We start from the raw sequence: 22,824 nt of genomic DNA on the forward strand, positions 1-22,824 counted from the left end.
CCTCCTGGCTGGGGTTTTGGTGGAAGGCTCCAGCCATGGGCCGATGGTTGGTACCGGCGTTGATCGCGGTGGCACAGCTGGCGTGGTGGCCGGGCGCGGGGCTGCTGCGCGGCACCGAGATACCACCGGCTGCCGCCGCGGTGTGGGGCGTCACGGTCGTCGCGGGGGCAGCGGCGTTGTGCTGGCGGCGGCACCGGCCGGTACTCGTCCTGGTGGCGTTGACCGTGCTGGCCGCGCTGCCGTTTCCGGACGCGTGGGACGAACTGGGAACCTTCGCGCCCGGTGACGCGATGCTGTCCGGCGTGGTCCCGCATTTCGTCGCGGTGTTCAGCGTGGCGGCCCGCTGTGCCTGGCGCACGACCGCGCTGGTGCTCGGCGGAGTCCTGACGGTGATCGCCGTGGTCATGGCGATGCAGGACGGCGTCGACCCGGCATGGGCGGCGGTACTCGTCATGCTGGCCGGCTGCTACGGGCTGATCGCTGTCGCCGGGCGCCGCCGCGGGCGGTGGGTCCGGGAGCGGACGGCGGCCGCGGAGCGTCTGGCCGAGGCTCGGCAAGCCGGTCGCGAGGCGGCCGGGGTGGAGCGGCGACGGCTGGCCCGCGAGCTCCACGATCTCACCGCGCACCACCTCACGTCGATCGTCCTCAACGCGTCGGCCGCCGGGATGCTCGCCGGCGAGCGGCCCGAGTTGCGCGCCGAGGCGCTCGACTTCGCGGTGCGCACCGGACGCGAAACACTCGACTCGCTGCACCGGCTGGTCGACGTCCTGCCGCTGGAGGCGGCGCCGGATCTGGACGTCCTTGCCGAGGAGTTCCGCCAGTTGGGCCAGCAGGTGCACACCGACGTGCCGGCCGGCGAGCTGCCGCCCGCGGTCGCCTCGGCGGCGTACGGCATCGCCCGGGAAGCCCTGACCAACACGCTGCGGTACGCACCGGGCGGCCGGGTACGGCTGGCCCTGGAGTATGCCGGCGACGAGGCCCGGCTGACCGTCGAGGACGACGGCGGCGATGCGCGGGCGGCGGCGCGCGGCCTGGGCGGCGGCCGCGGATTGACCGGGATGCGCGAACGCGCCCACGCACTCGGCGGGCGGTTGGTGGCCGGGCCCAGGCCCGAGGGCGGCTGGCGGGTGCACGCCGTTTTCCCCTCGCCGGCCGGTGAGCCGAGCCAGCCGGTGCGAAGGCGCGCCACCCCGGCACTCCTGAGGCTCGGCCCGGTGCTGTTCGCGCTGGTGTTTCCGATGCTGCAGACCGGCGTTGCCGCGGTCGACGACGGTCTCGGGCCGGCGACGGCGGCGACGATCCTCGCGGCCCAGATCGCGCACGCCGGGCCGCTGTGGTGGCGGCGGGCTCATCCCTGGACGGTCTTCACCGCGGTGCTCCTCACCGCCTGGCTCGGGCCCGCGCTGATCCTGACCGGCGTGGTGCCGGGCGAGTTCGGCTGGATGTTCGCCACCGCCGTCGTGGCCGACCTGCTGGCGCTGTACGCCCTGGGCTCGTGGGCCGGTCCGCCGGCGCTGACCTGGCTCGGTGCGGCAGCCGCGGCGGTGGTGTGGGGACTCGGCCTCGTCACCCTCGCGCTGCACGACCCGAACGTCCCGGGCGACATGCCGGCCGCCGGGGACGGGCCGGCCTGGGTGATGGCGGGCGGATTCGTCGGCCTGCTGGCCGCCTGCGTGCTGTTCGTGCCGATGTTCCTCTGCTGGTTGCCGGGTTACGCGGCGGGGCGGCGCCGCATCCGGCGGCACGCCCGCGAGGAGGGCGCGGTCGAGGTGGCGCTGGCCCGGGCCGCCGAGCTCACCCGCGACGAACGCGACCGGCTTGCGGCCGGACTGCGCGGCGACGTCCTGCGGCATGCGGCCGAGGTGCCGGCGGCGGCCGAGCGGGGCGACCTCGGCGCCGTGGTCGTGGCGGCCCGGCAGTCGCTGGCCGCCATGCGGGCTCTGCTCGACGGCCTCGGCCGGGTCGCGCCGCCCGTCGCCGAGCGGGATCAGGTGTCGCCCGGCGCTATCAGGCCGCTGCTGTAGGCGTACGCGATCGCCTTTGCTCTGTCCCGCAGATCCAGCTTGTCCAGCGCCCGGCCCAGGTGCGTCTTGACCGTGGTCTCGCCGAGGTGCAGGCGGGCCGCGATCTCGGTGTTCGACAGGCCGCGGCCGACCAGGGCCAGGACCTCGGCCTCGCGCGGCGTCAACTGGTCGAGGGCCGGGTCGCGGGGGCGTTCCCGGGGTGCGTCCGCGTACCTCGTGATGATCCGGGGAACGACGGCCGGGTCGAGCAGCCCGCGGCCGGCCGCCACCTCGCGGAGGGCGTCCAGCAGTTGCTCGGGCGGGGACACCTTGAGCAGGAAACCGGCCACCCCGGCCCGCAGCGCGCCGTCGACCAGCACGTCCTCGTCGAACGTGGTGAGCACCAGGACGCGTACCTCTGGATGGTTTTGACCTATTTGCCGTGCCGCGCCGATGCCGTCGAGCCCGGGCATCCGGGCGTCCATCAGCACCACGTCGGGCCGCAGGCGCTCAACCAGCCGGACCGCTTCGGCGCCGTCGGCCGCCTCGCCCACCACCTCCATGTCGGGTTCGTCGGACAGCAGCATGCGCAGCCCGGCCCGCATGATCGCCTCGTCGTCGGCGAGCACCACCCGGATCATCGGGCGGCCCCGGCCTTGGCCAGCGGAAACGTCGCGTCCACCCGATAGCCGCCCTGGTCCCGCGGGCCCGTCTGCAGGTGGCCGCCGAACAGGCCGACGCGCTCGCGCATGCCGACCAGGCCGTGGCCGCCGGTGCGTCCAGTCGGTTCGCCGGTCCCGCGCCCGTCGTCGGTCACCGTCAACTGCACCTCGGTTCTCCGGTACGCGACCTCGACCGTGGCCCGGGTCGCCGCGGCGTGCCGCAGAACGTTCGTGAGCGCCTCCTGGACCACCCGGTAGGCCGACAGGTCCAGCGCCGCCGGCAGCTCGGCCGGCTCGCCGGTGACGGTCAGCTCGACCTCGAGACCGGCGCCGCGTACATGCCCCAGCAGGTCGTCCAGCCGCCGCAACGACGGCGGCGGGCCGAGCCCGTCCGCGTCGTCCGGCCGCAGCAGGCCCACCACCCGGCGGATCTCCTCGACGCTGCGCCGGCCCAGCTCCTCGACCTGGGCGAGCGCGTCGCGTTCCACCGGCCGGTCGGACAGCCGGCGCCGCAGCACGCCGGCCTGCATGGTCATCACGCTGACCGTGTGCGCCACCGCGTCGTGCAGCTCGCGTGAGATGCGGGCCCGCTCCTCGTCGACCGCGGCACGCGCCCGGGCCTCCCGCTCGCGGGCCAGCTCGGCGGCCAGCTCGGCGAACTGGTGCGACCGGATCTGCTCGCGCCGCAGCAGCGCGCCCACGCTCCAGCCGAACGCCACCAGCACCCCGAAGAAGACGAACTCCCAGGAGGTCTCGCCGGTCAGGAAGAGAACGGTGGCCGGCAGCAGCCAGGCGAGCACGGCGGCCGGCCCGGTGCGCCGCGCCGGAGCGCGGAAGGCGGCATGCGCCACCAGCATCAGCTGGGCGATCAGCTGCGCGCCGCCGACTCCGGGCAGATCCAGGATGGCGATGTACGGGACCACGAGCACCGAGAGCACCATGGCGGTGATCGGCAAGACAGCCGCCAGCGGGAAGCACCCGAACAGCACCAGCGCCGCGACGAGCTCACCGGCCCCCGGGCCGTCCGGAACCTTGCTGCCGTTGGTCTCGGCCACCGCCACGACGGCCCAGAGCAGGCCGGTGATCAGGCCGGCCAGCAGCCAGTGGCGGCGGGTACGCGGTCCGCGCACGTGCGCACCTCCTTCCTAGGCTCCCGACGGTAGTGACGGTCCGGCCGCCGCGGATCATCTCCGGGGAGGACGGGTCGTCCTACCCGGGGACGACCCCGCCGTCCGCGACCCCGCCCCACGGTCGCACCAGGATCGGCCCGGCACGGCGATCCGGACCGAGGGCCTGCGGAAATAGCTTTCTCGGCATGACCACACCGCTGCTTCGCCGCCTCGCCGGAGGCGCTCTGCTCACCACTCCGCTGCTGCTCTTCGGGGCGATGCTGACGTCGCCGCCGCAGGACGACGACTCCACCGCCGGGTACCTCGCCTCGCTCGCCAAGGACTGGGACCTGTCGATCCTGTCGGCGAACCTCTTCCACTACTACTGGGTCGCGATCGCCCTGGCGGTTCCCGCGGTGCTCACTCTGCTGCGCGGCCCCCGCGGCCGGACCCTGACGGCGATCGGCGTGGCGGCCACCGCCTTCGGCGCCGTTCAGATGTCCGGCGTGCTGTTCGCCGACTGGATGAACGCCGCGATGCCCGCGGCGATCCCGCTCGACCAGGCCGTCACCATCGCCGACCGGGTGATGGGCGACCCGTCGATGATCGTCTGGCTCCGCACCGGCGTCATCCTGGGCATCGCGATGCCGGCGGTGCTGATGGCCGGCCTGGCCCGCAACGGGGTGATCGGCTGGTGGGCGGTGCCGGTGGCGCTGCTCCCGATGGTCGCCGGCCCGATCGTGGGCAGCTTCGCGGGCGGCGTGCTCGGGAGCCTGGTGGGTGCGCTGTGCTGCGCGCCGCTGGTGCTGATCGGGGTGCGGCTGCTGAGCCGCACGACCGCCGGGGTGACCGAGGCCGAGCGAGCGGCCGATGCGCCGGCCCTGGCCGTCTGATCACCAACGACCGTGGTGTCCCGCCGGACACCACGGTCGTTGCGTTGACCCTTCGGCCGGGAGTCTTGCGGCGGCGGTCTTCAGAACCGCCGCCCCGCCCGTCGGGCAGGCCTCCATGCGAAAGCTGGCTACCCGCGGACCGCGGCCAGCACCCGATCGAACGTCTCCCGCGTCGTCAGGTGGCCGAGCAGGTGCCGCACGTTGCGGTCGGCGAAGCGGACCTCCTCGGGCTCGCTGGCGTGCAGCGCCACCTCGATCTGGCCGGACACGTAATTCTCCAGGCCGATCGCGGTGCCCCGGAACGAGGCCAGGGTCAGTTCCGGCGCCTTGCCGTAGCCGGCCACGAGGGCCCGGGCGGCCTCGGTGTGCACCTCGCCGCCGGCGTGCACCGACCAGTTGACCAGTGCGAACGCCAGCTCCCAGCTGGGCGGCAGGCCCGCCGCGTGCTCCCAGCCGGTGACCACCAGGCGGCCGCCGGCGCCTACCCGGACGTTGCCGGGGCTGAGGTTGTTGTGGCAGAGCACCGGCTGCTCGGGCGTGCCGTCGCCCACCTCGGTGAGGGACGTCAGAGCGGGCAGCGCATCGGTCAGCGCCGGTGCCCACGGCACCTCCTTGGCGGTGGCCAGGTCGGCCAGCTCCGCCCAGCCCCGGGTGGCCAGCCGCATCGAGCTCCACGGGCAGATCCGGTCGGCCGGGAACCGCAACCGGTGCAGGGCGGCCAAAATCCCGCCGACCGCGTACGTGACGGCGGGGCTGACCGGGGCGACCAGCGGCGGGCCGGACTTCACCGACGCGTACAGCCGCCACTGGTGGCCGCCGAGCTCCTCGATCACGTTGTCGGCGGTGCTGCGTACCGGCATCGGCAGGGTGACACCGGCACCCGCCGCAGCCTCCTGAAACCTCGCGTTCTCCGCACCGTCGGTAGGCGGAAAGACGTCGTCTACCGTGCGGGCCAGCCACCGGCCGCGGTCGGTCTCCAGCTGCCAGCGGCGGCCCACCTCGTCGGGGCGGGACAGCGACCGCATCGCACCGGCCACTGTGCCCAGTCCGAACCGGTCGGCGATCTGCTGGGCCAGGGCCGGGTCCGCGACGTCGAAGCGGCCGCGGGTGCGGTCCACCTCGGCCTTCAGGTCGGTCCAGGTGCGGAAGCCGTACTGCTCGGCCAGCGAAGTCTGCGCGTCGGCGAGTGACGCCTCGGGGCGGATGCCGCGCAGGCCGGTCAGCAGATCCTTGGCCTGACGGCGCAGGTGGTCGAGATTGGGGTTGTCGGGCAGCGTCTTCATCGGAGCACCTCGCTCATCGCCCGGACTCGCACGGGCGGACAGAGCGCCGGCAACCGTCGCCCAGCCTGAAATCAGGTTGGGGTGGCTTCAAGCCTTCCGGCGAGTCTCGGCGCGTACCCAACGCGCGCCCTGAGGCTAACCGGGACCGCCACGTCCGTGTCAAGATGTTAGCTTCGCTGACACCGCTGGGGGGCGTGTGTTACTCACCGAGACCGCGCCGGTCGCGCCACCCGTGGCCGGTCGCCGGAGGCGCCTGCGCACCTTCACCGCGCACGAGTGGACGCAGGCGGTCATCATGTCCGTGCTGCTCGCCGTGTCGATGATCTGGCTGGCGCCGCCGTACGTGCGCTGGCTCATGTCGGCCGGCACCGCGCCGCTCGACCCGGCCAGCCCGGTGCGCACCATCATCGGCGACGGCGGCGACCCGACCGGGCAGTCCTGGCAGATCGCGTGGACGGGGCACGCTCTGCTGCACGACATCGGCCGGCTGTGGAACACCAACCTGTTCCATCCGGAACCGTACGGGCTGGCCTACACCGACAGCCTGCTCGGCTACGCGCCGTTCGGGTTCGTCGGCGGCGGGCCGGACGCCGCGGTGCTGCGCTACAACGTCGTCTTCGTGCTGGCCTTCGCGCTCGCCTTCCTGGGCGGTTACGCGCTGGTGCGCCAGCTCGGCGGCAACTGGATCGGCGCGGCCGCGGCCGGTGCGGCGTTCGCCTACGCGCCCTGGCGGTACGGCCACGACGGGCACCTCAACATCTTGTCCAGCGGCGGGATCGCCCTGGCCCTCGCCATGCTGGCCCGCGGGCACGGCTGGTCGTTCACCGACGGCTACCGGCCGGAGCGCACCCGGCCCGGCTGGGTCGCGGCCGGCTGGCTGACGGCGGCCTGGCAGATCAGCCTCGGCTTCGGGATCGGGCTGCCGTTCGCGTATGTGCTCGCCGGTGTCTGCCTGGTGGCCGCGGGCGGATGGCTGCTCCGGGGCCGGCCGTCGCTGGGCCGCCGGGTGCTGCTGGCCGACGCCGGCGGGCTGCTGGTCTTCCTCGGCGTCACCGGCTATCTGGCCCAGATCTACCAGTCCGTGCGTGACCTGCACCCGCAGATCGAACGCAGCTGGGACTACGTGGCGCTGTTCTCGCCGACCTGGAAGGGCCTGCTCACCGCGCCGCGCCCGTCGCTGCCGTGGGGCGACTGGCACGAGCCGGCCCGCCAGGCGATGGGCAACGCCCCCAACGAAAAAGTCCTGCTCTGCGGGTTCCTCCTGTACGCGCTGGCCGCCGCCGGACTCGTCATCTCGATCTGGACGATCCGCCAGCGGGTCCTCCTGGCCGCCGGCATCGTCCTCGGCGTGCTGCTCGCGATCGGCACCAACGGCCCGCTGTACAAACTGGTCTACCTGTACCTGCCCGGTTTCGACGGCACCCGCACGCCCGGCCGGCTGATTCTGTGGCCCACGCTGCTGCTCGGCGTCCTGGCCGCCGGTCTGCTCACCCAGCTGTGCCGCCGGGCCGCCGCAATGACCCGGGAGGGGTACGCCCGGACCGCCGCGCAGGTGGTGACCGTGCCGCTGCTGGCCGTGCTGCTGTTCGAGGGCATGCCGAAACTCGACCACGTGCCGGTGCGGATCGCCCCCGCCGTCATGGCCGAGGCGCACGCCCCGCTCATGGTGCTGCCGTCCGACGAGGGCATCGACCTGAACATCGCGCTGTGGTCCACGGCCGGCTTCCCGACCATGGTGAACGGCGCGGCCGGCATCACCACCCCCGAGCACCACGGCATCCGCGAGCTGATGAAGACGTTCCCCAGCCCGCAGAGTCAGCAGAAGCTGCGCGAGATCGGCGTGCGCACCGTCGTGGTGGTGCGGGAGTACGTCGTCGGGACACCGTACGAGCTGGTCCTGAACGCCCCGGCGACGCCCGGGGTCACCCGGCGCGACGTGGGCGCCGACATCCTCTACACGCTGGACTGATCCGCCGACCAGGCGAGCAGCCGCTCGAGGTGGGTGTCGGCCTCGCCGGCGGCGGTGCCCGGGTCGCCCAGGACCACCTCGCCGCCGGTGCCGTCGATGGTGATCAGGGTGCCGGCCGGCAGCACCAGGTCGCCCGCGCGGACGCAGCCGCCGGCCGCGTCGACGGTGAGGCCGGCCGCCTCCACCACGGCGGGCTTGCCCATCGAGCGGGCCACCACGGCGGCATGGCTGGCCGGGCCGCCGCGGACGGTGACGACGCCGGTGGCGGCGGCCAGGCCGTGCATGTCCAGCGGCGAGGTGAACGGGCGCACCAGGATGACCGGGCCGGTGCCGGCCATCTGTGCGGCCATGTCGGCGGTCACCGCGATGCGGCCGGCCGCCACGCCCGGACTCGCGCCGCGGCCACGGCTGACGACGTCGAGCGGGGCGGTGGTGCGGATTCGTGGCACGCGGGCGGCGCGCAGGTGGGCCGGGGAGATCCGGGCCACCGCGGTGCGTCGGTCGATGAGCTGCTCGTCGGCGAGGTCGACGGCCACCCGTACCGCGGCCCGGCCGATCAGCCCGCCGGGGCGCACCTGGAGGAACCACAACCGGCCCGACTCGAACGTGAACTCCACCTGGCACACGTCCCGGAAGTGCCCTTCCAGCCGGTCGAGCCCGGCGACCAGGTCGCGCCACACGGCCGGCTCGCGGTCGGCGAGCTCGGCCAGCGGCCGGGTGACCGACCGGCCGGCCACCACGTCCTCGCCCTGCCGGCCGAACAGCACGTCGCCGAACGGCTCCCTGGCACCGGTGCTGGGGTCGCGGCTGTAGGCGACGCCGGTGCCGCTGCGCCCGTCCCGGTTGCCGAACACCATGGCCTGCACGACCACCGCGGTGCCCCGGTCGTGCGGGATGCCGTGCAGCTCGCGGTAGGTGGTGGCGCGCGGCGTGTGCCAGGACGCGAACACGGCCTCGACCGCGGCGCGCAACTGTGCCATCGGGTCGTCCGGAATCTCCCGGGCGCCCGCCGCGGTGAAGCCGGCCACGAACCGCTCGCGGCTGTCCCGCACGAACGCCTCGTCACCGGCCTCGGTGGTCAGACCCAGGTTGAGGACGGTGCTCATCATGCCCGGCATCGAGATTTCGGCGCCGGACCGCACCGCGACGACGAGTGGGTGTCCGGGGCCGCCGAGGCGCCGCCCGGTGGTCGCTTCGAGATCCCGTACGGCCGAAGCAAGCGCGACGTCACATCCCGGCGGAAGCGCCCCCACCCGCAGGAAGTGACGACAGACCCGGGTGTCGACCACGAACCCGGCCGGCACCGGCAGACCGAGCCGGAGCAGCACCACGAGGCCGTGCCCCTTGCCACCCAGCAGGTCAGCGCCCAGACCCAGCCCCGGGGACAGGGGATGGATCATCGCGGGATGCCGAGTGTGGCCAGCAGATCCTCATGCAACTGGAACCACACGTTGTGGTACGAGGTGGTGGTGTCGGTGAGGTGCTCGAGCGCGCCGCCACGGGCCCGGTCGAGCGCTTCGGCGAGGCGCACCCGGTACCGCCCGAACCGCGGCAGCGCCGCCGTCAGATCGGCGCAGACCCCCGCGGCCCGCCGGTCGAGGTCGACGAACCGCTCCAGGATGCGCGCGTCGTAGGCCGGGTCGGTGTGGTCGTTGATCGTCGGCACGCCGTCCACGCTGCGCATCTGCCAGGCCGAGCAGATGTCGAGCAGTTCGGGGTTCAACCGCAGGAACTCCTCGAACGACCGGGTCACCGCGCCCCGGGCGCCGGCCTCGTCGAGTTCGCGGGTGATCCGGCGTTCGTCCTCGGCCTTGCCCGCCTCGGTGAGCCCCCAGGTGGCGAGGTCGCCCGGCCCCCGGGTGCGGGTGACCAGCCCGGCCACCGCGAGGTCGATCAGTTCGGACTCGGCGTCGGACTCGCTGAGCGCGCTGACGTCGGCCACCCGGGGCAGCCCGGCGAACCCGATGCACCGCAGCGTATGCAGAACAACCAGGTCGGTGGTGGTCTCCGTCATCGCACACCCATCTCCCGCAGCGGACCGGCCCGAGCGTCAATCTCCGGTTGACGCTCGGCTCCAACCCTACCAAGGGACCTTTGACCCTAGTTTTTTCAACCGAGTTGGTGTTCGGCTCATCCGATCCGATCGATCATGCGTATTTCCTGGTGCCAGCACGTGTCGATGGTGCCGGCTGCCCCGCCCACCGACGGGGTGGCGGCTGACCCCGAGGTCTAGGAGGTTTCGCATGCCCGCGCTGGGGACCAGATTCCTGTGGCGCCGCCTGTGGGGGCCGGCGGTTGCCTCCATCGCTCTTGTCCTGCTCGACCCGCAGATCGCCCGCGCCGAACCGGTCGTACCGGACCCGCCCTTCAACCTCCTCACCGACGAGAACAACGGGGCGCTCTCGGCGGCGGACAAGGATTTCGTGGTCAAGGTCCGGCTCGCCGGACTGTGGGAGATTCCCGCGGGTGACATGGCGCAGGACCGGTCCGAGGACGACCGGATCAAGCGGATCGGCCGCACCATCGCCGGCCAGCACGTGGCGCTCGACGAGCTGACGCGTACCGCGGCCAAGAAATTGAAGGTGAGCCTTCCGAACAAGCCCAACGCGGACCAGCAGGGCTGGCTCGACGAGATGGAGGCCGCGGAGGGCGCCGAGTTCGACCAGATCTACATCGACCGGCTGCGCGCGGCGCACGGCAAGATCTTCCCGGCCATCGCGACAATCCGGACCAGCACCCGCAACGACACGGTGCGCAAGCTGGCCCAGGAGGCCAACCAGTTCGTGATGACGCACCTGACGTTGCTGGAGAGCAGCGGCATCGTGGACTACAACGGGCTGCCCACCGCTCCCCCGCCGAACGCCACCACGGCGCCGGCGCGCGACCGGGCGCTGTCCGCGACCCCGGTCAGCCAGTCGTCCGGCACCTCGTCGACGCCGCTGATCGTGGCCGCGCTGATCGGCGGACTGGCCGCCGGCATCTTCGCCACCAAGCGCTTCGCCGGCAACAACAACCGCCGGCGCGGCGGCTACCGGCCCAGCAACCGGAACCGGCGCTACAGCATGTGAGGGCGGATCTCGCCCGGCTCACCGTCCTCCACGAGCCGGGCGAGGTTCGCCAGCGCCATCCGGGTGCCGGTCTCGTTGTCGGCCGCCGGAATCACGTCCGGGATGCCCTCGTGCAGGATGACCACCTCGGTGCCGCCGTCGGAGGCGGTGAGCGAGGTGGTCATCGTCATCTGACCGCGCAGTGCCGGATCGCCGGTCTCGAACTCGAACACCTCCACCACCTGCTCGTCCGGGACAAGCTTCAAAAACCGTCCGTGGTACGTGTCGGTTTGCGCCGCACTTTTCCCCGCGCCGTCCGGTGAGTCGTACGTGAGCGAGACCCGGAACGAACCACCCTCGCGCGCCTCGAACTCGTGCACGAAGCTGGTCATGCCCTCCGGCACCCGCCAGCGCGCGATCGCGTCCGGATCGATCAGCGCCCGGTAGACGTCCGAACGCGGAGCGTTGACGTGCTGCGTAACCGTGGTCGAGTACATACCCCTAATTCTCTCAGGGCAGCTCGATCAGGGCAGCTCGATCCCCCAGCGGTCGAACTGCGCCGTCGCCTGGCGTTCCGAGCGGGCCAGCAACCGCTCCCGCCCGCCCGGCAGCCGGCCGGCGCCGTGGCTCATCACCAGGTTGGCGGCCACCCGGGCCAGGCCGTACCACGGTGGGCGGTACGGCAGTCCCAGGTCGCGCAGTGCGCCGCGGCCCAGCAGCCAGGCGCTCACCGACAGCGCCTTCTCGCGTTCCCAGATCCGGCGCCGGCCCTGTGCCCAGTCGTCGGTCATCGCCAGCAGGGCCCGGGCCAGCGCCACGCTGTTGCCGTCGGGCGGCGGGTCGTGCGACAGGAAGTGGTAGAGCAGCCGCCGGCCACGGCGCTCGGTGTGCGGCAGCCACTCCTCGTCGACACCCATCAACCAGCCCACGTACGACCACAGGTGCATCACGGCCCGGCCGTCCGCGCGGGAGACGCGTACCCCTAAAAGGCGCAGGTGGAGCAGAAAGCTGGTGCTGAACACGCCCAGCGTGCTGGCCTGGTCGTACTGGTTGATGGGCACGCCGCGCAGCTGCCAGTCCCAGCTGGGATCGGCCTCCAGCCGCGCGTTCACCAGGGCATGCATGACGCGTACGTGCAAAGTCTGCCGCACGCCCGCACCACCCGGCGCCAGACCTCCCGGCGCGGTCACCGCACGCCACCACAGCGACGTCTCCTGGATCCGGCGCAGCGTCTCGCCACCGGTCAGCCGGCCGGTGCGCACCAGCGGTTCGAGGGCGGCGGCCGTGCGGTAGCCGCCGAGCAGCGAACCGTAGGCCAGCACCAGACCGGCGTCCATCCCGAACTCCCGGCACGCCTGCGCACCCCGCGCCAGCAGGTCGTCGTCCACCCAGGCGGGCCGCTCCGACACGGCCGCGAAGAACGCGCGCACCGGCTCCGGGGCGTCGGCGCCCGGCCCGGCGGCGAGGGCCCGGTGCAGGTCACGGACGGGCATGGCGCGAACCAACGCGGCGGCCACCTCGTCCCGGCGGTTCAGGCCCGCGCGCAGGGCGGTCAACTCGTCGCCGGACGGCTCGGCACCCGGACCGGCGGTGAGCCGCAACCCGCGGGCCGCCTTCGCACCCCAGTCCCGGTCGGCACCGAACCGGCTGGGCACGACGATCGTCATGCCCTCGACGATAAGGTGAGTAAATGCTCGACTTCTACTCGCGTTCGGCGTCCTGATGAAACCCCCGCATCAGCGGCGCTCGCGCGAGATGATCGACCGCCTCCTAGCCGCAACCACTCAGGTTCTGGACGAGCGCGGGTACGCCGGACTCAGCACCAACCGGGTGGCCGAGCGGGCCGGGGTGAGCGTCGGCTCGCTGTACCGGTACTTCGCCGACAAGAACGACCTGATCGAGGAACTGCGGACGCGCAGCTCGGCCGACGTGCTGACCGACCTGACCGACGCCCTGACCGCGGCCGTGGCCATGCCCGCCCGCGACGGCGTGCGGCACGTGCTGGCGGTGCTGGTAGCGGCACTGAAACGGCACCGCGCCGTCACCACCGCGATGATCAGCGAGGCACCGCTGGGCGCGCACGGCAACATCCTCCCCGAGGTGGAACGCCAACTGGCCCAGGTGACCCGCATCTTCGTGGCGGTGCACGCGCCACACCTGGAGCCCGCCGAGGCCGGCGCCCGCATCCACCTGGCGATGGGCGTGACGCTGAACGCCTGCCTGCGGATAACCCTGGAACCACCACCCGGCATCACCGAGGACCGCCTCATCGACCTGACCGCCGACCTGCTGGTGCTGGGCCTACTGCCAGACCCGCTGGCCCGTGCCTGACGGTTGCTGCCGCACCCGCCCGGGGCGATCGCCCAACGCGGCCCGCCTCGCCACCGCCGATCATGTGGACTTCGCGTGCCGGCACAACAGCGAATCAACAAGATCCGCCGATCGGCGGGCGGAAGAGGCAACATGCGAACCTTGCACCGCTGCTCGGTCCCGGATTGCGGAAAGATCATCCACTTCTCAGCCCGAACCGGATCGCGCGGACCTCGACCCAGGAAGCTGCTTCAGACGTCCGCTGACCCTGCGCGACGGGCCCGACCGCGGACCAGAAGCAACAGGATGACCACCACGATCAGGAGCGCGCCGCCCGCACCGACCAGGATCATCGGATTGGCCGCCGCCGGCAGGTCACTGCCGTCGGCGACGTCCGGCGGCACCTCGGCGGCGCCAGCAGGCGGCGGCGCCGCCGAGGGCGGGACCACGTCGGCGGTGAGCGCTTTCAAAAGATTCAACCGCCCATGCCCGTACGCGTCATCGCGCCCCCGAGGCCCAGCATCGTCCGCGGTGGCGGTGAGCCGATGGACGACTTCGGCGGCGCTGAGGTCGGGATGTTCGGCCCGGACGAGGGCAGCGGCCCCGCTGACCATGGCAGCGGCCTCACTGGTGCCGTCGGTGAGGTCATAGCCGGTGGCCCCGATGCTGGTGGTCACGATGTCAGCCCCGGGGGCAGCTAGATCAACCTGCGGCCCAGTGACCGAGAACTTGGCGATCTTGCCATCTTTGCGGTAGGCACCGACAGTCAATACCTCCGGGTATTGACCAGGGTAAATGCCCGGGTCGCCGCGGTTGCCGGCCGAGGCGACCAGCACGATGTCGGCTGCCTGCGCCTTGCGGATCGTGTCGTGCATCGTCTCGTCGCCCGCGCCGCCGAAGGACATGTTGATGACTCCGGCCTTTCTGGCGATAGCAAAATCGACGGCCTCGGCCAGGAACGACGATGAACTGAAGCCGTCGACCGGGGCAGTGATCGGCAGGATCTTGGCAGCGGGAGCGATGCCGAGGACGCCGTCCCCGGAGCCATGTCCACGACCAGCGATGATGCCCGCCATATTGGTGCCATGGCCGTTGACGTCCCGGCGCCCGGTCTTGTCGTTCCACCGGCTGTCCCGGGTGTTGTATCCGGCCAGCACAGCTCCAGCAAGATCGCGGTGTGCGGCGTCGACGCCAGTGTCGATCAATGCGACGCTCACTCCGGCACCGCGGGTGATCTTGTGGACAACGGCGACGTCAAGGGCTGCCAGATGCCATTGCCGGTCGCGGGCCGGGTCGGCGAACGCCGATGCCGGCGTCGTTGTCACCAGGGCCAGAACGGCGACCAAACCCGTTACGCCACGCACCCTCATCGGTCGATGCCGATGACGCCAGGACCCGGGTCGTGCCGCACGCTTCTGGAATTCGGGACTATCACCGGCACCACACCTGCGAGGGCCTCCCATTGTTCGTCGGCGACGCCGCCGGTCGCCGCGGCGGCGTTGCCCGCACGGCGGGTGCCCGCCATACCGAGCGGGACCGGGGCGGCGGAGCCGCCACGGGCGCCGCCGAGCAAACCCTCGCCGATGACAGCGCCCGGCGGCAATGGTCGGCGGGCCGATATGGCTCGAGGGTCCGGTGGAGCACCGGGCCGCACGGCCGACGCTCCCGGCCGCACCGGCGGGGCGGCGAAGCCGCCGAAGCCCGGGATGACCCCGGTAGGCGCGCTCGGCAGCACGCCGCTGCCGACGCCAGGGCCGGTCGACAGCCCGGGCAGCACGCCCGGCCCGGCGCCCGGCCCAGAAACCGCGCCGGGCGGCGGCGCCGGCGGTGCGGTGACCCCGCTGAGCCCGGGACCGACGCCCAGTGACGGGTCGGGAGCCGGCGGGGTTGCGCCCTCACGGGCCGGGCCATCACCCGGTTCGCGGAGCACCGGATCGTTCGGCACCACCACCGGCAAGGGCGTCACGGAACCGAGTTCCCCCTCGCCGTTGTCGAAGATCGTTTTGCCGTCGCTCTGGTTGACGCGCGGCGCGTACAGCGGTGGGGTTTTGAGGTTTTGGGTGTGTTCGGCGATGGTGGCTTCTGCGGCTTGCATTGTTTGTTGGGCTTGTTTGTCGTAATCGTCTTCGGCGTGGTCTATGAAGCGGGGGACCCAGTCGGTGCTTACGGCGGCCCGGCCGGTGGCCAGGTCTCGGATGGTGGATTGGGCCTCGGCCAAGGTTTCGGTTACGCCGCGCAGGCCTGTTCTGGTGTCTTCGGCGCAGGTCAAGGTTTCCAGCATGGATGCTGCCAGGTCGTCTATGCGGTTCAGGAATTTCAGGGCGGACTTGTTGTGTTCGGGGGGCCAGACGTCGGCCAGGGCCTCGCCGGCCCGGAGCAGTCGGCGGTGCTGTTCGCGGACGGCGGTGGCCAGCGCCTCCCAGGCCAGCACGCGGTCGGCGGCGGTGCAGACGTTCTCGGGTTGCACCATCTGCCAGATCGCCGGCAGGTTGTAGCGGTGCCAGTCGGTGGCCATCAGAGCACCGTCCGGGCGATCAGGTCTTCGGCGGCGTCCGCGTCGGCGGTGGCGAAGAGGCGGGCGATCTCCTCGGCGGCGGTGGCCAGGGCGCCGGCGGCAAGGTGGTACGCGCGCAGGTTCGCCTCGGTGTTGGCCAGCGCCGACGCGTACCGCTGCTGCGCCTCGACCACGACGCTGCTGGAACCGAGCCGCGCGCCGAACTCCACGCCGTGCCCATGCAGGATTTTGCCGCGGTCAGCGGCGTCCGCGAACCCGGTGTTCGCCTCGATGCGCAGGCCGCGCCCGACGTCGCCGACCCGCTCGGTGTCGATCCGCATTCCGTCCGACACGGTTACCTCCCGGTGCCATCCTGATAGTCACACGATGGCAACCGGCAAACCGTTCGAGATCGTCACGCCTCGGCAGTTCGGACATCCTGTTCGATCCGGGCGCTGTCCGCCTTGAGCTGCCTTGCTTCCACCTTGGCGGCGCTGCTCATCGCCTTTTCCACCTTGGCGCCCATGTCGGACACCGCGACCACCACCAGCCCGGCCTGCCCGGCGTCCAGGTGCTCGCCGAGTTCGTGCAGATCGCGGCGGCTCATCCCGGCGGCGGCGTGCCCGGCCAGCGCCCCGAGCAGGGCGCCACCGGCGGTCGAGGCGGCCAGCAGACCCCCGCCGATTGCGGCGAACGGGAACAGCGCCACCACCACGCCGGTGGCCAGCCCGACGCCACCACCCAGCACGCCACCGGCCCGGGTGGGCGTCTCGTGCTGCTTCACGATCCGGACCTTGCCGTCGGCTTCCCGCTCGATGACAGCCGCGTCGTACGCGTCGATCAGATCCGCCTTGGTGTGCAGGTCATGCACGAGCTCGTAGTCCACCCGCGCGGCCACCACCGACGGGTAGACGCCGACGTAGACCATGAACGTGTCGACCGCCATCGTCTTGCCTCTCTGCCTGTCTCGAGATACCAGCCAGGTCGACGATGGCCTCGATGGGGCGTCGGCGCCTCATCCCGGGGAGATGGTCAGCAGCTGCGCACGCAGCGCAGGTAGAGGTTCTGGTAGCCGGGCGGGGCGCCCGTGGCCAGGTCGGTGGCGGCGGACAGGAACAGCACCCGGCTGCCGTTGCCCGACGGTTCGGCCCGGTCGCGGTCGCGGTTGGTGTCGCCGGGGACCAGGTTGGTGGAGCCGGACGCGAAGGCGATGTAGCGGCCGTCGCGCGAGATGCTCGCCGGGCCGGAGCCGCTGTCGCCTGGCGTGCCGTCCGAGCCGACGCTGACCAATGTGGTGCCGGCCGGGGGTGCGGCCTGTGCCGGCGTGCTGGCCGCGGGTGCGGCCTGCGCCGGTGCACCGGCCGCGAGGAGCACGGCCAGCGCGGTAGCAATTACCCCCGTAATCTGCATGGCCGTGAGGATAGCGACGATGATGGATCGCCGTTGTCCCGGACCGGCCAGTTCGCCCATATCGAGAATTATAAATATCTGAATATCTGGACTATTCATTGCCTTGCCAGTACGCCGTTGTTATCGTTCACAGTCCCAATGACCAGCGCCGTCTGGGGCCGACGCCGGTGTTCCGTTGTCATTTCTTACATTAAGCGGACATTTCATGCATCGACGTAGATTCTTGGAATTAAGTACGGCCGCGCTCATTTCGACGGCCGCCGGGTGCCGTTCGGCCGAGCCGGAATCCGCATTCACGAAGCCGATCAACAAGAAGATCGTGCTCGGTTTCTCCCAGGTCGGCGCCGAGGGCGGCTGGCGACTGGCCAACACGAAGTCGATCAAGGAGGCGGCGCCGCTGGCGAACGTCCAGCTGCGCTTCACCGACGCCCAGGGCAAGCAGGAGAACCAGATCAGCCACATACAGTCCTTCATCGACGAACGGGTGGACGTCATCGCGTTCTCGCCCATCATCGAGAAGGGCTGGGACGCGGTCCTGCACCGGGCCAAGGCGGCCGGCATCCCGGTCGTGCTGACCGACCGCCTCATCGACTCGCCCGACACCTCGCTCTTCACCAGTTCGATCGGCGCCGACTTCATCGCCGAGGGCAACCTGGCCGCGCTCTACCTGTCCCAGGACTACGCCGACCGGGGTACGCAGGTGAACGTCGTCGAGATACAGGGCGCGGCCGGCGCCGCGCCGACCAAGCAGCGCGCCGAGGGCTTCCTCGAGGCGCTCAACCGCAAGCCCCGGATGCGCCTGGTGGACAAGGAACCGGGCGACTGGACCAAGGCCAGCGGCGCGAAGGCGATGCGCAAGCTGCTCGACCGCCGCTCCGACATCGACGCGGTCTTCGCCCAGAACGACGACATGGGCCTGGGCGCGGCCGAGGTGCTCGAGGAGGAGGGCATCAAGCCGGGCACCGACGTCCGGATCGTCACGGTGGACGCCACCAAGGCCGGGATGACGGCGCTCGCGGCGGGCCAGCTCAACTACATCGTCGAGTGCAGCCCGCTGATCGGGCGCCAGCTCATGGACGTCGTGGTCGACATCTACCTCGGCGCCTCGGTCTCCAAGCGGGTGCTCTCCAAAAAGATCGTGTTCGACCAGGGGATGGCGCAGGAGGCGCTACCCGACCGGGTCTACTGACCGGCGAACGACCATCACCTCGGTGTCCGGGTCGTGCGGCAGCGTCGAGGCGGTACCGACGATTACGTGCGCCCGGTCCCAGGGCCGGTCGGCCCGCAGGAACGGCACCTCCTCGGCCTCCCACGCCCACCACTCGCGCAGCGCCTCCTCGTCGTCCCGGCCCAGCTCGGCCTTGTCCCGGCGGATGCCCCGCTCGCGGGCCTCGTCGTAGTCGCTCTGCACCCAGATCAGGACGTCGAACAGCGGCGCCAGCTCCCGGCGGGACACGCCGACACCCTCGACGACCACGGCCGAGGCGCCGGCGGCAATGTCGATGTGGCCGTCGCGCCCCTCCCGCTGCCAGGCCGGCGGCTGGTAATGCACGCCGCGGCCGGCCCGCAGCGGCTCCAGCACCCCGCCGATCATCAGGTCGTGCCAGCCGAATCTGGAATGGTTCCAGGCAACGTCGTCGGAGTGCACGACGGCGGCCGGCTGGAGCAAGCGGCAGAGGCGCCCGGCAAGGGCGGTCTTGCCGCTGCCGCCGCGGCCGTCGATGGCGATGAGGCGTGGGCGGTTCAGCCGCGGCCCGGTCAGGGAGTCGGCGAAGTGGGCTAGCGACTCTGACCGCCAGGGGCCTGCTTCCGGTTCGCCGGGTCCGGGGTTCATGCGCGGGCGCCGGTGGCCGGTCGAGCGGGATGAGCAGCTTGCATTGCGACTCCTGAACGGCCTGGGGGCACGACGTGGCGCTGGTGGGGCAGTGCCCGCGACTCCTTCTCGGGAAACGTGCGGAAGGCCTGCGACCAGCGCTGGAGGCAATGCGGCATCAATCCGAGTTGGGGAAACGATCGCACCGATCTTGTCGCCGACGGCTGTCGGTGGACTGGCGGACGTTCAAGGCGTTCGCCTGACGCCGGTGGCTACTTCGCCTCCGGGCCCTGTCCTTTGATCTCGTCGTAGCTGACCGGGGCGGGCGCCTCGGCGCGGGCGTAGATCACCCGGATCACGCCGGTCGGGAAGGTTTCGGTCGCGGTCACCGTGAGGTGGTACGCGGTGTCGCCGTCATCGAAGAGACGCTTGCCCCTGCGGGCCGCCACCGGATGCACGTACAGCCGAAGCTCGTCGACCAGCCCGGCGGCCAGCAGCTGCTGTACCACCGCGATCGAGCCGGGGACGACGATGCCGCGGACGGCGGCGTCGGCCTTGAGCGCCGTCACGGCCTCGACCAGGTCGCCGTCGATCACCTCGGAGTTGCGCCAGGTGAACTCCAGCGCCTGCCGGGAGACGACCACCTTGCGGGTGTCGCCCAGCTGCTTGGCGAACGGCGCGTCCTCGCCGCCCGCCGCCTCCCGGTCCGGCCAGGCACCCGCGAAGCTGTCGTAGGTCTCCCGGCCGATGAGCAGCACATCGGCGGTGTCGTAGTCCTCGGCCACGCAGCGGCCCATGTTCTCGTCGAAGTACGGGAAGTGCCAGTCGGGGTCGATCTCGGCCACCCCGTCGGCGGCGATGAAGAGGGTGGAGATGAGCTTGGCCATGGCGGCGTTCCCTTCGGGTAGGCGACTGTCACCGGTACCGACCGGCCCAGCCTGCCAAACTCATCGGGGAGGGCGCGGATTTTCGCCCTCCCCGACGTATCGTCAGGGGCTCAGCTGATGCCGCCGCCCAGGTCCTGCCACGTCCAGGTGCCGCCGGACAGGTAGTTCTGCCAGAGGGCGCCGTCCGCGCCGCGGGCGAAGACCCGCAGCACCGTGCCGTGCATGACCGCGCCGGGCGCGCTGGTGATCGCGCCGCCGAGGTCCTGCCACGTCCAGGCACCGCCGGTGTAGTAGTTCTGCCACAGCGAGCCGTCGTTGGCCCGCACGAAGACCCGCAGCATCGAGCCGTCGAGCACCGCGGACGGCGCGCTGGTGATGCCGCCGCCCAGGTCCTGCCACGTCCAGGCGCCGCCGGACAGGTAGTTCTGCCAGAGGGCGCCGTCGGTGCCGCGCGCGAAGACGCGTACCACGCTGCCCTGTAGCACCGCGGTGGGTGCGCTGCTGATGCCGCCGCCCAGGTCCTGCCAGGCCCACTTGCCGTCGGTCAGGTAGTTCTGCCACAGCGAGCCGTCGGTGCCGCGCGCGAAGACGCGCAGCATGCTGCCGTGCACCACCGCGCCGGGCGCGCTGGTGATCGTGCCGCCCAGGTCCTGGGTCTTCCACTCGGTGCCGGTCCAGTAGAACTGCCACAGCGAGTTGTCCTTGCCGCGGGCGAAGACCCGCAGCAGGCCGTCGTAGAACACCGCGGCCGGCGCCCCGATGATCTCGCCGCCGATCTTCTGCCAGGTCCAGGTATTGCCGGCCCAGTAGTTCTGCCACAGCGCGCCGTCGTTGCCGCGGGCGAACGTGCGCAACACGCTGCCGTGCATGATCGCGCTGACCCCGCGCTGGAGCGACGCCGGCTCGGTCTCGGGGCAGTTGTTGCTGGTCCGGATCACCGGCTGTGAGGTGTCGTCGCTGGTGATGCCGGACGGCACGCCGTCGAACCAGGCCTCCACCTTCTGGCCGTCCCGGCGCTGCTCGTGGTGCAGATGGGCAGCGCTGGAGTTGCCGGTGTTACCGACCCGGCCGAGCAGTTGGCCCTGCACCACCCGCTGACCGGTGCTGACCGACGGCGCCGCGACCATGTGCAGGTACATGCTCTGCCAGCCACCGCCGTGGTTGAGCTTGACGTAGTGGCCCGCGCCGTCGTTCCAGCCGGCGAACTCGACCGTGCCGCCGTACGACGCCAGGATGTCCGAGCCCGCGGTACCGCCGCCGACCCGGAACATGTCGATGTCGTAGTCGTCGTGCCCCGGATAGGTCTGTAGTTGCCAGCGCTGCCCGCAGTGGAACGGCAGCTGGAACAGCGGACGCGGGCCCGCCGCCTCCGCCGGCTGCACGGCCACCGCCACGCTGCCCAGCGCACCGGTGATGACGGCGAGAACGGCCATCAGTGGTCTCTTCCCCATAGCTCCCCCTTGACGGTTGTCCGGTCACCCTCGGGATCCGCGCCGTAGTTCCGCTGCACCGGGGCTGCAGCGGGACTACAGCGGCGCCGCGCAACCTCCTCCGCAGATCGAGTGATCTGAGGGAGGAACACTGATGAGACCCATCCGGGCGGGGTGGCTCACCCTGCTCACCGTCACGGCGGTCGCGACCACCGTGCTGGTCGCGCCGGCCGCGCACGCGGCCGTGGTGCCCAACTGCACGACCGCGGCGCCCACCGCGGCCGACGAGGCGTTCGCGGCGCGGATGAACCAGGTGCTGACCGAGAAACTCGCGGGCGCCTTCAACGGAACCCGGGCGGCGTGCACCCGGGTGATCGTGAACGTGGTGCGCCAGCGCAACCTGCCGCAGCGGGCCGCCGAGATCGCGCTCACCACGGCGATCGTGGAGACCGGCATCCGCAACCTGGACTACGGCGACCGGGACAGCCTCGGGCTGTTCCAGCAGCGGCCGAGCCAGGGCTGGGGAACGCCGGCCCAACTGCTGGACCCGGTGTACGCCACCAACGCGTTCCTGGACGCGATGCTGCGCAAGTACCCGAACAACTCCTGGATGAGCGGGGCGATCGGGCCGATCTGCCAGACCGTCCAGGTGTCCGCCTTCCCGGAGCGCTACACCGAGGAGGCACCGGACGGGGTGCGGATCGCCGCGGCCATGTGGGGCGCGCCGGAGTCCGGCGTCGGCGGCGTGGTCTACGACAACCTGCTGCGCGTGTTCGGCCGTGGCACCGACGGCGCGCTGTGGCAGTACTACTGGACCGGCACCGAGTGGAAGACCCAGGATCTGGGCGGCGGCATCGTCGGCGCGCCGACCGCGGTGGTGCACGGCGACGTGCTGCGGGTCTTCGCCCGGGGCACCGACGGGGCGCTGTGGCAGAACTACCTGGTCGACGGCCACTGGACCTGGCAGCGGATCGGCGGCGTCATCACCAGCGCACCGAGCGCGGTCGTCTACGACTCGATGCTGCGGATCTTCGTCCGGGCCAACGACGGGGCGCTCTGGCAGGCGTACTGGACCAACAACCAGTGGAACTGGCAGGACCTCGGCGGCGGCATCTCCAGTGCGCCTTCCGCGGTGGTGCACGGCGCGGTGCTGCGGGTCTTCGCCCGCGGTAACGACGGCGCCCTCTGGCAGAACTTCCTGACCGGCGGCACCTGGACCTGGCAGGACCTGGGCGGCGGCATCAGCAGCGGGCCGTCGGCGGTCATGCACGGCACCGTGCTGCGGGTCTTCGCCCGCGGCAACGACGGCGCCCTCTGGCAGAACTACTGGGCCGGCAACACCTGGACCTGGCAGGACCTCGGCGGCGGCATCAGCGGCGCCCCCTCCGCGGTCCTGCACGGCACCGTGCTGCGGGTCTTCGCCCGCGGCAACGACGGCGCGCTCTGGCAGGACTTCTACAACGCCGGGGCCTGGACCTGGCAGCGCATCGGCGGAGCCATCACATGAACGGGGA

22 protein-coding genes are annotated in these 22,824 nt (G+C 71.7%); 7 read left to right on the forward strand and 15 right to left on the reverse strand.

What is annotated here, in order from left to right; translation table 11 throughout:
• The first annotated feature begins 35 nt into the window (after window positions 1-35).
• Entirely contained in the window at window positions 36-2,024 is a 1,989-nt protein-coding gene (locus Ari01nite_RS03700) for a sensor histidine kinase (RefSeq protein WP_203779308.1), read from the forward strand.
• Here the strand turns inward: Ari01nite_RS03700 and Ari01nite_RS03705 are convergent.
• Together Ari01nite_RS03705 and Ari01nite_RS03710 are read right to left on the reverse strand one after the other, a co-directional pair.
• Window positions 1,988-2,644 (reverse strand): response regulator, encoded by a 657-nt coding sequence (locus Ari01nite_RS03705; RefSeq protein ID WP_203779311.1) that lies wholly within the window; start codon window positions 2,642-2,644, stop codon window positions 1,988-1,990. The two genes, Ari01nite_RS03700 and Ari01nite_RS03705, sit on opposite strands and share 37 nt — an antisense overlap.
• On the reverse strand, window positions 2,641-3,795 hold the full coding sequence (locus Ari01nite_RS03710; RefSeq protein ID WP_203779312.1) for a sensor histidine kinase: 1,155 nt from the start codon (window positions 3,793-3,795) through the stop codon (window positions 2,641-2,643). The genes Ari01nite_RS03705 and Ari01nite_RS03710 overlap by 4 nt, the downstream gene beginning before the upstream one ends.
• 185 nt (window positions 3,796-3,980) lie before the next feature.
• Here Ari01nite_RS03710 and Ari01nite_RS03715 point away from each other — a divergent pair, with 185 nt between their 5' ends.
• The gene (locus Ari01nite_RS03715) at window positions 3,981-4,667 is read left to right on the forward strand and encodes a hypothetical protein (protein WP_203779314.1); all 687 of its coding nucleotides are present in this window, start codon (window positions 3,981-3,983) and stop codon (window positions 4,665-4,667) included.
• 128 nt (window positions 4,668-4,795) lie between these two features.
• On the opposite strand, the gene Ari01nite_RS03720 is transcribed toward Ari01nite_RS03715, so the two are convergent.
• Window positions 4,796-5,950: a phosphotransferase enzyme family protein gene (locus Ari01nite_RS03720; protein ID WP_203779321.1), complete on the reverse strand. Its 1,155-nt coding sequence runs from the start codon at window positions 5,948-5,950 to the stop codon at window positions 4,796-4,798.
• 196 nt (window positions 5,951-6,146) lie between these two features.
• Between Ari01nite_RS03720 and Ari01nite_RS03725 the strand changes: the two genes are divergently transcribed.
• The gene (locus Ari01nite_RS03725) at window positions 6,147-7,919 is read left to right on the forward strand and encodes a hypothetical protein (RefSeq protein ID WP_203779323.1); all 1,773 of its coding nucleotides are present in this window, start codon (window positions 6,147-6,149) and stop codon (window positions 7,917-7,919) included.
• On the opposite strand, the gene Ari01nite_RS03730 is transcribed toward Ari01nite_RS03725, so the two are convergent.
• Complete coding sequence (locus tag Ari01nite_RS03730) at window positions 7,904-9,319, reverse strand: PEP/pyruvate-binding domain-containing protein (RefSeq protein WP_203779332.1); 1,416 nt, start codon at window positions 9,317-9,319, stop codon at window positions 7,904-7,906. The genes Ari01nite_RS03725 and Ari01nite_RS03730 overlap by 16 nt on opposite strands.
• Window positions 9,316-9,933, reverse strand: a complete 618-nt coding sequence (locus Ari01nite_RS03735) for a transcriptional regulator (protein WP_203779334.1) — start codon at window positions 9,931-9,933, stop codon at window positions 9,316-9,318. Before Ari01nite_RS03735 ends, Ari01nite_RS03730 begins: the two co-directional genes overlap by 4 nt.
• A 229-nt stretch (window positions 9,934-10,162) precedes the next feature.
• On the opposite strand from Ari01nite_RS03735, the gene Ari01nite_RS03740 reads away from it, so the two are divergent.
• Window positions 10,163-10,987, forward strand: a complete 825-nt coding sequence (locus Ari01nite_RS03740) for a DUF4142 domain-containing protein (protein WP_203779336.1) — start codon at window positions 10,163-10,165, stop codon at window positions 10,985-10,987.
• Here Ari01nite_RS03740 and Ari01nite_RS03745 read toward each other — a convergent pair.
• On the reverse strand, window positions 10,975-11,463 hold the full coding sequence (locus Ari01nite_RS03745; RefSeq protein ID WP_203779338.1) for an SRPBCC family protein: 489 nt from the start codon (window positions 11,461-11,463) through the stop codon (window positions 10,975-10,977). The two genes, Ari01nite_RS03740 and Ari01nite_RS03745, sit on opposite strands and share 13 nt — an antisense overlap.
• A 27-nt stretch (window positions 11,464-11,490) precedes the next feature.
• Window positions 11,491-12,633 carry an oxygenase MpaB family protein gene (locus Ari01nite_RS03750; RefSeq protein WP_203779339.1) on the reverse strand — a complete coding sequence of 381 codons (1,143 nt, stop codon included), beginning with the start codon at window positions 12,631-12,633 and terminating at the stop codon, window positions 11,491-11,493.
• A 55-nt stretch (window positions 12,634-12,688) separates the two neighbouring features.
• Here Ari01nite_RS03750 and Ari01nite_RS03755 point away from each other — a divergent pair, with 55 nt between their 5' ends.
• Window positions 12,689-13,297 carry a TetR/AcrR family transcriptional regulator gene (locus tag Ari01nite_RS03755; RefSeq protein WP_203779341.1) on the forward strand — a complete coding sequence of 203 codons (609 nt, stop codon included), beginning with the start codon at window positions 12,689-12,691 and terminating at the stop codon, window positions 13,295-13,297.
• 230 nt (window positions 13,298-13,527) lie between these two features.
• On the opposite strand, the gene Ari01nite_RS03760 is transcribed toward Ari01nite_RS03755, so the two are convergent.
• The 5 genes from Ari01nite_RS03760 to Ari01nite_RS03780 form a co-directional block, all read right to left on the reverse strand.
• Window positions 13,528-14,622 carry a S8 family serine peptidase gene (locus Ari01nite_RS03760; RefSeq protein WP_203779343.1) on the reverse strand — a complete coding sequence of 365 codons (1,095 nt, stop codon included), beginning with the start codon at window positions 14,620-14,622 and terminating at the stop codon, window positions 13,528-13,530.
• 20 nt (window positions 14,623-14,642) lie between these two features.
• Window positions 14,643-15,791 (reverse strand): hypothetical protein, encoded by a 1,149-nt coding sequence (locus Ari01nite_RS03765; RefSeq protein WP_203779345.1) that lies wholly within the window; start codon window positions 15,789-15,791, stop codon window positions 14,643-14,645.
• Window positions 15,791-16,123, reverse strand: coding sequence for a hypothetical protein (locus Ari01nite_RS03770; RefSeq protein WP_203779347.1), 333 nt, complete (start codon window positions 16,121-16,123; stop codon window positions 15,791-15,793). The genes Ari01nite_RS03765 and Ari01nite_RS03770 overlap by 1 nt, the downstream gene beginning before the upstream one ends.
• Before the next feature lie 62 nt (window positions 16,124-16,185).
• Window positions 16,186-16,716: a DUF1269 domain-containing protein gene (locus Ari01nite_RS03775; protein WP_239162454.1), complete on the reverse strand. Its 531-nt coding sequence runs from the start codon at window positions 16,714-16,716 to the stop codon at window positions 16,186-16,188.
• Between the two features lie 86 nt (window positions 16,717-16,802).
• Window positions 16,803-17,180: a hypothetical protein gene (locus Ari01nite_RS03780; protein ID WP_203779349.1), complete on the reverse strand. Its 378-nt coding sequence runs from the start codon at window positions 17,178-17,180 to the stop codon at window positions 16,803-16,805.
• Window positions 17,181-17,385: 205 nt separating this feature from the next.
• Here Ari01nite_RS03780 and Ari01nite_RS03785 point away from each other — a divergent pair, with 205 nt between their 5' ends.
• Entirely contained in the window at window positions 17,386-18,369 is a 984-nt protein-coding gene (locus Ari01nite_RS03785) for an ABC transporter substrate-binding protein (protein ID WP_203779351.1), read from the forward strand.
• Here the strand turns inward: Ari01nite_RS03785 and Ari01nite_RS03790 are convergent.
• From Ari01nite_RS03790 to Ari01nite_RS03800, 3 genes are all read right to left on the reverse strand, one after another.
• Window positions 18,349-19,014, reverse strand: coding sequence for a uridine kinase family protein (locus tag Ari01nite_RS03790; protein ID WP_203779353.1), 666 nt, complete (start codon window positions 19,012-19,014; stop codon window positions 18,349-18,351). The genes Ari01nite_RS03785 and Ari01nite_RS03790 overlap by 21 nt on opposite strands.
• 251 nt (window positions 19,015-19,265) lie before the next feature.
• A complete protein-coding gene (locus tag Ari01nite_RS03795; RefSeq protein WP_203779355.1) occupies window positions 19,266-19,880 on the reverse strand; it encodes a dihydrofolate reductase family protein in 615 nt (204 codons plus the stop codon).
• Between the two features lie 110 nt (window positions 19,881-19,990).
• A complete protein-coding gene (locus Ari01nite_RS03800) occupies window positions 19,991-21,313 on the reverse strand; it encodes a DUF8189 domain-containing protein (protein ID WP_203779356.1) in 1,323 nt (440 codons plus the stop codon).
• Between the two features lie 151 nt (window positions 21,314-21,464).
• Between Ari01nite_RS03800 and Ari01nite_RS03805 the strand changes: the two genes are divergently transcribed.
• Complete coding sequence (locus Ari01nite_RS03805) at window positions 21,465-22,817, forward strand: PLL family lectin (RefSeq protein WP_203779358.1); 1,353 nt, start codon at window positions 21,465-21,467, stop codon at window positions 22,815-22,817.
• Window positions 22,818-22,824: the final 7 nt, after the last annotated feature.

It is taken from the genome of Paractinoplanes rishiriensis, assembly GCF_016862375.1.
In the GTDB taxonomy this organism is placed as follows: domain Bacteria; phylum Actinomycetota; class Actinomycetes; order Mycobacteriales; family Micromonosporaceae; genus Actinoplanes; species Actinoplanes rishiriensis.